9 protein-coding genes are annotated in these 9,007 nt (G+C 69.4%); 4 read left to right on the top strand and 5 right to left on the bottom strand.

The window, feature by feature from the left end; translation table 11 throughout:
- A partial coding sequence (locus J0695_RS32760) for an ROK family transcriptional regulator (RefSeq protein ID WP_206968322.1) occupies positions 1-903 on the bottom strand: 903 nt, incomplete at its 3' end.
- 273 nt (positions 904-1,176) lie between these two features.
- Between J0695_RS32760 and J0695_RS32765 the strand changes: the two genes are divergently transcribed.
- Positions 1,177-1,974 (top strand): NAD(P)H-binding protein, encoded by a 798-nt coding sequence (locus tag J0695_RS32765; protein ID WP_206968324.1) that lies wholly within the window; start codon positions 1,177-1,179, stop codon positions 1,972-1,974.
- Positions 1,975-1,978: 4 nt separating this feature from the next.
- Here J0695_RS32765 and J0695_RS32770 read toward each other — a convergent pair whose 3' ends face one another.
- From J0695_RS32770 to J0695_RS32785, 4 genes are all read right to left on the bottom strand, one after another.
- The gene (locus tag J0695_RS32770; RefSeq protein ID WP_206968326.1) at positions 1,979-2,656 is read right to left on the bottom strand and encodes a GntR family transcriptional regulator; all 678 of its coding nucleotides are present in this window, start codon (positions 2,654-2,656) and stop codon (positions 1,979-1,981) included.
- A 123-nt stretch (positions 2,657-2,779) separates the two neighbouring features.
- A complete protein-coding gene (locus J0695_RS32775; protein ID WP_206968329.1) occupies positions 2,780-3,718 on the bottom strand; it encodes a beta-ketoacyl-ACP synthase III in 939 nt (312 codons plus the stop codon).
- A 132-nt stretch (positions 3,719-3,850) separates the two neighbouring features.
- Complete coding sequence (locus J0695_RS32780; protein ID WP_206968331.1) at positions 3,851-4,000, bottom strand: MFS transporter small subunit; 150 nt, start codon at positions 3,998-4,000, stop codon at positions 3,851-3,853.
- Positions 3,960-5,327, bottom strand: a complete 1,368-nt coding sequence (locus J0695_RS32785; RefSeq protein ID WP_206968333.1) for an OFA family MFS transporter — start codon at positions 5,325-5,327, stop codon at positions 3,960-3,962. Before J0695_RS32785 ends, J0695_RS32780 begins: the two co-directional genes overlap by 41 nt.
- 149 nt (positions 5,328-5,476) lie before the next feature.
- Between J0695_RS32785 and J0695_RS32790 the strand changes: the two genes are divergently transcribed.
- The 3 genes from J0695_RS32790 to J0695_RS32800 form a co-directional block, all read left to right on the top strand.
- Positions 5,477-6,448 (top strand): 2-dehydropantoate 2-reductase, encoded by a 972-nt coding sequence (locus J0695_RS32790; protein ID WP_206968335.1) that lies wholly within the window; start codon positions 5,477-5,479, stop codon positions 6,446-6,448.
- A 73-nt stretch (positions 6,449-6,521) separates the two neighbouring features.
- Entirely contained in the window at positions 6,522-8,450 is a 1,929-nt protein-coding gene (locus J0695_RS32795; protein WP_206968337.1) for a molybdopterin oxidoreductase family protein, read from the top strand.
- 4 nt (positions 8,451-8,454) lie between these two features.
- Positions 8,455-9,007, top strand: a 553-nt coding sequence (locus J0695_RS32800) for an NADH-quinone oxidoreductase subunit NuoE family protein (protein WP_206968340.1), incomplete at its 3' end; no start/stop codon positions are given.

Consider the following 9,007-nt stretch of genomic DNA (forward strand, 5'->3'; position numbering starts at 1 on the left):
ACCGGCGGCCGCCGCGGCCGCGACGTCGGCGGCGCTGAGCCGCCCCGCCGCGTCGAGACGTCCCGCGAGTTCGGCCGAGAGCCCGGCGCGTGCCGCGTCCTCGGCGTCGCGCGCGAGCGCGGCTCCGCTGAAGTGGGCTTCCAGGCAGCCCCGGTTGCCGCAGGCGCAGGGGCGGCCGTCCGGCTCGACCTGGATGTGGCCGATGTCGCCCGCGCTGCCCGTCGTACCGCGGTAGACCTCTCCGCCGACGACGATCCCGCAGCCGATACCGGTGCCGATCTTGACGCAGAGGAAGTCGCCCACGGAGCGTGCGACGCCCGCGTGCTGCTCCCCCATCGCCATCAGGTTCACATCGTTGTCGACCATGACCGGGCAGCCGAGCTCCTGGCTGAGCGCCTCCCGTACGGGGAAGCCGTCCCAGCCGGGCATGATCGGCGGCGCGACCGGCACGCCCTCGGGAAAGCGGACCGGTCCGGGGACGCCGATGCCGGCGCCGTCGAACCCTTCCGCGACCCCCGAGGCCTTGAGCTTCGCGGCCATGGCGAGCACCTGCTCGAAGACGGCGACCGGTCCCTCCCGGACGTCCATCGGGTGATTCAGGTGCCCGAGCACTTCCAGTTCGGCATTGGTGACGGCCACGTCGATCGAGGTCGCACCGATGTCGACGCCCAGGAAGCGCAGTGCGGGCGCCAGCCGGATGTTGTGCGAGCGGCGTCCGCCGCGCGAGGCGGCGAGGCCGTCCGCGACGACGAGTCCCGTCTCCAGGAGCCGGTCCACCTCGACCGCCAGCTTGGAGCGTGAGAGATCCACCTGGTCGCCCAGCTGTGCACGGGAGTTGGGCCCCCCGTCGCGCAACAGGCGGAGCAGTCGCGCCTGATGCGCATTCGCAGGTCGTGCCGTCATGCGCCTCACGTGCCCCTCCCCGCCTCATCGGCCGTGTCTTTCCGGTCTTTGGAGGGGAACGTAGCAGCGCTTGCCCGGAGTGGGAAGAAGTTGGGCAGGAATCAGTGACCACTTTCTCCACACCCAGGACAAAGACATCTCCGGGCAGTGCCCGGCCACCGTCCCGCGCTCGCCCAACTCCGCACTCTTGTCCTTGTATCGGTGGCTTGGTGACTATGCTCACCGCGGAGGCACGATGGGGCTCCACCGCACACAGGCCGAGGGGAAAACCGCATGATTCTGGTGACGGGCGCGACGGGGAACGTCGGCTCCGAGGTGGTCCGCATCCTGACCGCGGCCGGCGAGGAGGTCCGCCCCTTCAGCCGGGCGACCGGCGGCGAACTGAACGACCCCAAGAGTGTGGCCTCGCAGCTCGACGGGGTGAGCGCGGTGTTCCTGCTGCCCGGCTTCGAGAACTTCGCGGCCACGCTCGCCGAGATCCGCGCGGCCGGCGTCGAGCGCGTGGTGATGCTCTCCAGCAGCTCAGTCCCCGGCGGCGACCTGAAGAACGCCGTCTCGCGCTACATGATCGAGTCGGAGGTGACGGTACGGGAGTCGGGTCTGCCCTGGACCTTCCTGCGACCGAACGCCTTCATGTCCAACACCCTGCGCTGGCTTCCGCAGCTCAGGGCGGGCGACGTGGTGCGCGACGCCTTCCCGTCCGTACGGGTCGCCACGATCGATCCGTACGACATCGCGGCCATCGCCGCCCTCGCACTGACCGGACCCGAGTACGAGGGCCACGCCTTCGCGCTCTCCGGCCCCGACTCGCTGCTCCCCGCCGACCGGCTGCGCATCCTCGGCGAGGTGCTCGGCAGGGACCTGACCTTCGTCGGCCTTTCGGACGACGAGGCCAGGGTGGAGATGGAGGCCGCGATGCCGCAGCAGTACGTGGACGCCTTCTTCAGCTTCTACGTCGAAGGCACCCTCGACGAGTCGCCCGTGCTGCAGACCGTGAAGAACCTGACCGGGCGCGAGCCGCGCAGCTTCCGGCAGTGGGCCGAGAACCGCGCCGAGGCGTTCGCCCGGTAGGGTCTCAGCCCTCTTCGCGCTGGTGGTAGGTGGTGCGGGTGTGCTCCGTGTGCGCCCGCATGACCGCCGTCGCGCGCTGCTCGTCGCGCGCCGAGATGGCGGTGATCAGCTCACGGTGCTCGATCCAGGACTGCTTTCCGCGCTGGCGGGCGACGGGCTGGTAGTACCAGCGCACCCGCCGGTCCACCTGTCCGGCCAGCTCGCCCAGTACGACGTTGCCCGCAAGCTCCATCACCTTCGCGTGGAACTCGGCGTTGGTGGCCACCGCCAGGTCCACGTCGTCGTCGGCGACCGCCTGCTCGCCCTTGGCGCAGAGGGCCTCAAGGGCCGCGATACCCGCCGACCCCGAGTTGGCCGCGGCCAGCCGGGCGGCCTCCGCCTCCAGCAGAGTGCGGACCGAGAGCAGCTGGTCGGCCTCCCGCTCGGTCGGCTCGTGCACGAACGCGCCCTGGGCGGGCCGCAGATCGACCCATCCCTCCGTATTGAGCCGCTGCAGCGCCTCGCGCACGGGCTGCCGCGACACCCCGAGGTGCCCCGCCAGCTCGCTCTCGACCAGATGCTGACCCGGCTGCAGGGCGCGCGTCGTGATGAGCTCGAGCAGCGCTTCGTACACCCGCTCCCGCAACGGCCCCGGGCGCTCCAGTTTCGGCACGGCCCCTTGCGGCAGTCCTGTGGTCAACATCGCGGTCCCCCTCCAACAGCACATCGGCGTAGAGCAATTGGCTATCGTCTACAGTCTACCGAGCACAATGGCCAGTATGCCGACTGCTTGCGGTGAGTGATGCACGCCTCATTCACCTGGGCCTCACGGGCAGCGCACGACTTGGCCCGCATAGGAGAGATTTCCGCCGAAACCGAAGAGCAGCACCGGCGCTCCTGAGGTGATTTCTCCCCGTTCGACCAGCTTTGACAGGGCCATCGGAATACTGGCGGCCGAGGTGTTGCCGGATTCGACGACATCGCGGGCGATCACCGCGTTCACCGCACCGATCTTCGCGGCGAGAGGCTCGATGATCCGCAGATTCGCCTGGTGCAGCACGACCGCGGCCAGATCCTCGGGGGTGACGCCCGCCTTCTCGCAGACCTTGCGGGCGAGGGGCGGCAGCTGGGTGGTGGCCCAGCGGTAGACGGACTGACCCTCCTGGGCGAAGCGCGGGGGCGTTCCCTCGATCCGTACCGCATGGCCCATCTCGGGGACCGAGCCCCAGAGCACCGGCCCGATGTCGTCGCTGTCGCTCGCCTCGACGATCGCGGCGCCCGCCCCGTCGCCGACCAGGACGCAGGTGGTGCGGTCCGTCCAGTCCGCGATCTCGGCCATCTTGTCCGCGCCGATGACCAGGGCGCGGGTGGCAGCTCCCGCGCGTACCGCGTGGTCGGCGGTGGCCAGGGCGTGGGTGAAGCCCGAGCAGACGACATTGAGGTCCATGGTGGCGGGCGAGCCCATGGAGAGCCGGGCCGCGACCCTGGCGGCCATGTTCGGGGAACGGTCGATCGCCGTGGAGGTGGCGACGATCACCAGGTCGATGTCGGCCGCCGTCAGGCCGGCGGAGGCGATCGCCTTGGCCCCGGCGTGCGCGGCGAGTTCGTCGACGGGTTCGTCGGGGCCCGCGACATGGCGGGTCTCGATGCCCACCCGGCTGCGGATCCACTCGTCGCTGGTGTCGACGATCTTGGCGAGGTCGGCGTTGGTGAGCACCTTGGCGGGCTGGTAATGGCCGAGTGCGGTGATGCGGGTACCGGTCATGCCCGTGGGCCCCTCTGCTGCTGACGTCAGGAGCCCTCCAGTCTCGTCAGCGACTCACGGGTACGACGGCACGTAAAGCAACAGGATTCGGGCGAAGGTCTTGGAGGCTTCTGATTACGGCTTATCCGCAGCTCACCCCGTGAAGAGCTGCCTGACCTTGAGGACGAGCTCGTAGAGACCATAGGCGAGCGGGGCCCCGACCCACAGCCAGGCGAACAGAATCAGGGGAACGCGCCGTCGGTCAGGCGGGGTGCTGCTCGGTACGGACGCTTCGCTCGTCATCGGCTGCTTTCCTCGGGGAGGGGATGTGGTGGTGGCGGGGGTGTACGGGACGGATCAGTTCATTGGCGACGAATCCGACGACCAACAGGCCGATCATGATGGTGAAGGAGAGCCCGTAGAGCGTTGCGCCGCTCTTGCCCGCCTCCTTCTGCGCATCGGCGACCCGGTTGACGATCAGCGGGCCGAGTACACCGGCCAGGGACCAGGCGGTGAGCAGCCGGCCATGGATCGCGCCCACCTCGTACGTGCCGAAGAGGTCCTTGAGATACGCGGGCACGGTCGCGAAGCCGCCCCCGTAGAAGGAGAGGATCACCAGCGCGCAGATGACGAACAGCGGCTTCGAGGTGTCCCCGAACCACGCGATCAGCAGATACATCAGCGCGCCGACGCCCAGATAGACGCGGTACACGTTCTTGCGTCCGATCAGGTCGGACGTCGACGACCAGCCGATGCGCCCCGCCATATTGGCGGCGGAGAGCAGTGCGACGAATCCGGCGGCCGCGGAGACCGAGACGGGGGCGGACGTCCCGGAGAAGAAGTCGGTGATCATCGGGGCGGCCTTCTCGAGGATCCCGATGCCGGCGGTGACGTTCATGCACAGGACGACCCACAGGCACCAGAACTGCGGGGTGCGGATCGCGCTGTTCGCCGAGACCTGGGGTCCGGTGTCGGTACGTACCGACTCGGCGGCCGGGGCCGCGGGGAGCGGGTCCGCGGCGAGCGGGGCGCGCGGGACGCGGATCAGCAGCACGCCCAGTGACATGAAGACCGCGTAGACAAGGCCGTGCACCAGGAAGGCGAGCGCGATGCCGTGGCCGTCCCTGCCGAAGGAGTCCAGCATCTGCGTGGACCACGGTGAGGCGATCAGCGCGCCGCCGCCGAAGCCCATGATCGCGATGCCGGTGGCCATGCCGGGACGGTCGGGGAACCACTTGATCAGGGTCGAGACCGGGGAGATGTAGCCGATGCCGAGGCCGATCCCGCCGACGAAGCCGTATCCCAGGACGATCAGCCAGTACTGACCGGTGGCGGCGCCGAGTGCGGAGATGAGGAAGCCGGAGGAGAAGCAGACGAGAGCGACGGTCATCGCCCGGCGCGGGCCGTTGCGTTCGACCCATCTGCCGCCGAAGGCCGCCGAGAGACCGAGCATGACGATGCCGAGCTGGAAGGGCAGCGCGCTCTGGGTGCCGGTGAGATCGAGTGCGGATTCGAGCGGGGGCTTGAAGACGCTCCAGGCGTAGGCCTGGCCGATGGAGAGATGGACGGAGAGGGCGGCGGGCGGAACGAGCCAGCGGCTCCAGCCGGGTGGGGCGATCGGCATGCTCATGATCGTCAACCCTAAGAACGGTCAAAGGAGTTGGGAAGGGCTGCGTCAACCCTTGTCCACCGAACTTGCATACTGTAGACAATATTTATTGACGCAACGTGAGTGTGAGCGTCCCCTTCGGCATCCCTCGACCGATTCGGAGCCCCACCATGAAAGTCGCAGTCCTCGGCGCCGGAGCCATCGGCGCATATGTCGGAGCCGCGCTGCACCGCGCCGGCGCCGACGTCCATCTCGTCGCCCGCGGCCCCCACCTGGCGGCCATGAGGCGGGACGGGGTTCAAGTCCTCAGCCCGCGCGGCGACTTCACCTCGCGCGTGCACGCCACGGACGACCCGTCCGACATCGGCCCGGTCGACTATGTCTTTCTGGGGCTCAAGGCCAACTCGTACGCGGCGTGCGGGCCGCTGATCGAGCCGCTGCTCCAGGAGCACACCGCGGTGATCGCCGCACAGAACGGCATCCCCTGGTGGTACTTCCACCGTTACGGCGGCCCGCACGAGGGCCACCGCATCGAGAGCGTCGACCCGGGCGGCGCGGTCTCGGCCGTCCTCTCGCCCGAGCGGGCCATCGGCTGCGTCGTGTACGCGGCGACCGAGCTGGCGGGACCGGGCCTCGTACAGCACCTGGAAGGGACCCGGTTCTCGATCGGAGAACCCGACCGGTCGGTGTCCAAGCGGTGCCTGGAGTTCAGCGAGGCGATGCAGGCCGGCGGTCTCAAGTGCCCTGTCGAGCCCGATATCCGCAACGACATCTGGATCAAGCTGCTCGGCAACATCTCCTTCAACCCGCTCAGCGCACTGACCCGCGCCACCATGCGCGAGATGTGCGTGCACCGCGACACCCGCCAGGTCATCGAGGTGATGATGGCCGAGACCCTGTCCGTCGCTTCGGCGCTCGGCTGCCACCCGGACATCTCGATCGAGAAGCGCCTCGCGGGCGCGGAGCGGGTCGGCGATCACAAGACCTCCACCCTCCAGGACCTGGAGAAGGGCAAGCCGCTCGAACTCGACGTGCTGCTGGCGGCGGTGGTGGAACTGGCCGAGGTCACGGACATGGCGGTGCCGACGCTGCGGACCGTGCACGCCATCGCGGACCTGCTGTCCGTCTCGACGGCCGCCTGATCACAAACCCCTTGCAGAAGGCTTCCGTTCAGAAAGCGGCTACAGAATACTGTATGCAATGAGGAGCGCATCAGTGAAGAAACGAGACCGCACACCCAAGACGTACACCCGCCTCACCCATCCCCTCGTACGTGACGAGAAGGGTGGCCCGCTGCGGCAGGCCACCTGGGACGAGGCTCTGGAGCGGGCTTCCGCGGGGTTCAGGGAGGCGCGTGAGACCCACGGCCCCGACGCCTTCGCGATGCTCTCCTGCGCCCGCGCCACCAATGAGATGAACTACGTGGCCCAGAAGTTCACCCGTGTGGTGATGGGCACCAACAACGTCGACTCCTGCAACCGCACTTGTCACGCACCGAGCGTGGCAGGCCTGTCGGCCGTCTTCGGCTCGGGCGGCGGGACCTCCTCGTACGCCGAGGTCGAGCACACCGACCTCATCGTGATGTGGGGCTCCAACGCCCGCTTCGCGCACCCGATCTTCTTCCACCACGTACTGAAGGGGATCAGGAACGGCGCACGGATGTACGCAGTCGACCCGCGCCGCACCTCCACCGCCGAGTGGGCGGAGGGCTGGCTCGGGCTGAACGTCGGCACCGACATCCCGCTCGCCCATGCGATCGGCCGCGAGATCATCCACGCGGAGCTGTACAACCGGGCGTTCGTGGAGCGCGCGACGACCGGCTTCGAGGAGTACGCGGCACTGGTCGAGCCCTGGACCCTCGGCCTGGCCGAGAAGGTGACAGGGGTGCCCGCGCCCGCGATCCGCGAGCTGGCCCACGCCTACGCACGGGCCGAACGGGCCCAGATGTGCTGGACGCTGGGCATCACCGAGCACCACAACGGCACGGACAACGTCCGCGCGCTGATCAATCTGTCACTGCTGACCGGGCACGTCGGACGGTACGGAGCCGGCGTGCAGCCCCTGCGCGGCCAGAACAACGTCCAGGGCGGCGGTGACATGGGCGCCATCCCCAACAAGCTGCCCGGCTTCCAGGACATCCTCGACGACGGGCACCGGCGGAAGTTCGAGGTGGCGTGGGACACCGTCATCCAGCCGCGGAACGGGATGACGCTCACCGAGATGTTCGAGGCGATGGAACACGGCGACCTGCGTGCCGTGTACTGCATCGGCGAGAACCCCGCCCAGTCGGAGGCCGACAGCGAGCAGGCGGCCCGGCGGCTCGCCGCCCTCGACCACTTCGTCGTCCAGGACATCTTCCTGACGAAGACCGCCGAAATGGCGGACGTGGTGCTGCCCGCGACGGCCGCCTGGGCGGAGACCGACGGCACAACGACCAACAGCGAGCGGCGGGTTCAGCGGGTACGGGCCGCGCTCACCCCGCCCGGCGAGGCGCGCGAGGACATCGACATCATCTGCGACATGGCGCGGCGGCTCGGCCACGACTGGAAGTTCGAGGACTCCGAGACCGTCTGGAACGAGCTGCGGGCGCTCTCCCCCGACCACTTCGGGATGACGTACGACCGTCTGGAGGAGCACCAGGGTCTGCAGTGGCCCTGCCCGGACCTGGCGGAACTCCCGACGAGCTACCTGCACGGCCGCCTCTGGGAGACCGAGTTGGCGGACCGGGGCCGGCTCGCCCCCTTCGGCCTGGTCCAGCACGATCCGCCGGTCGACCTGACGGACGAGGAGTACCCGATCCGGCTGACGACGGGGCGGCGCCTGGACTCGTACAACACCGGTGTCCAGACCGGGAGTTTCGCCTCTCCGCTACGACGGGGCGAGTACCTGGAGCTGTGCCCGGAGGACGCCGAGCACTACGGCGTCGCGGTCGGCCAGGAGGTGCGCGTCGTCTCGCGGCGGGGGGCGGTGACCGCCCCGGTGTGGGTCGACCCCGCGCTGCGGCCGGGGCTGGCCTTCATGACCATGCACTTCCCCGACGAAGTGGACACCAACCAGCTGACGATCGAGGCCAATTGCCCGATCGCGGGCACGGCCGAGTTCAAGGCGTCGGCGATACGTGTCGAACGGCTCGAGAGGAGCTGAACCAGTGGACCTGCACTTCGGCGACAGCAAGCCGACGGACGAGGAACGGGCGGCCGTCGATGCGCTGCTCGGACCGCCCGAGTCGGCATGGGAAGGTGCGGACGACCGCACCGACGCGGACCTGCGCTGGGCGCGCGGCGGGCGGGAGGCGCGGGAGCGCCGGGACCAGTTGTTGCCGGGGCTGCACGCGATCAACGACCGGGTGGGGTGGATCAGCGAGGGGGCACTGGACTATCTGTGCCGCCGGCTGACGGTTCCGCCGGCGGAGGCGTACGGAGTGGCCACGTTCTACGCGATGTTCGCGGTGAAGCCGCGGCCCGCGAAGGTGGTGCATGTCTGCACGGACCTGGCGTGCGCGACGCGGGGTGCTCGGGCGCTGTACGCGGGGCTTGAGGAGCGGTTGGGGGCAGCGGGGTCGGCGTCGGGGGGCTTGGTCTGGCAGGAGAGTCCGTGCCTGGGGCTGTGCGAGCGGGCCCCCGCGGCGCTGGTGATCCAGGCAGGCGAGCCGGCGCCTCTTCGGGGGCTCTGCCCCCGGACCCCCGCTCCTCAATCGCCGG

The sequence above is a fragment of the Streptomyces beijiangensis genome (assembly GCF_017315755.1).
Lineage (GTDB): Bacteria > Actinomycetota > Actinomycetes > Streptomycetales > Streptomycetaceae > Streptomyces > Streptomyces beijiangensis.

Bases quoted from the DNA above. Each gene is read 5' to 3' on its own strand.
- J0695_RS32770 (WP_206968326.1), bottom strand. From the start codon at position 2,656: ATGTTGACCACAGGACTGCCGCAAGGGGCCGTGCCGAAACTGGAGCGC.
- J0695_RS32785 (WP_206968333.1), bottom strand. From the start codon at position 5,327: ATGAGCATGCCGATCGCCCCACCCGGCTGGAGCCGCTGGCTCGTTCCG.
- J0695_RS32765 (WP_206968324.1), top strand. From the start codon at position 1,177: ATGATTCTGGTGACGGGCGCGACGGGGAACGTCGGCTCCGAGGTGGTC.
- J0695_RS32790 (WP_206968335.1), top strand. From the start codon at position 5,477: ATGAAAGTCGCAGTCCTCGGCGCCGGAGCCATCGGCGCATATGTCGGA.
- J0695_RS32780 (WP_206968331.1), bottom strand. From the start codon at position 4,000: ATGACGAGCGAAGCGTCCGTACCGAGCAGCACCCCGCCTGACCGACGG.
- J0695_RS32775 (WP_206968329.1), bottom strand. From the start codon at position 3,718: ATGACCGGTACCCGCATCACCGCACTCGGCCATTACCAGCCCGCCAAG.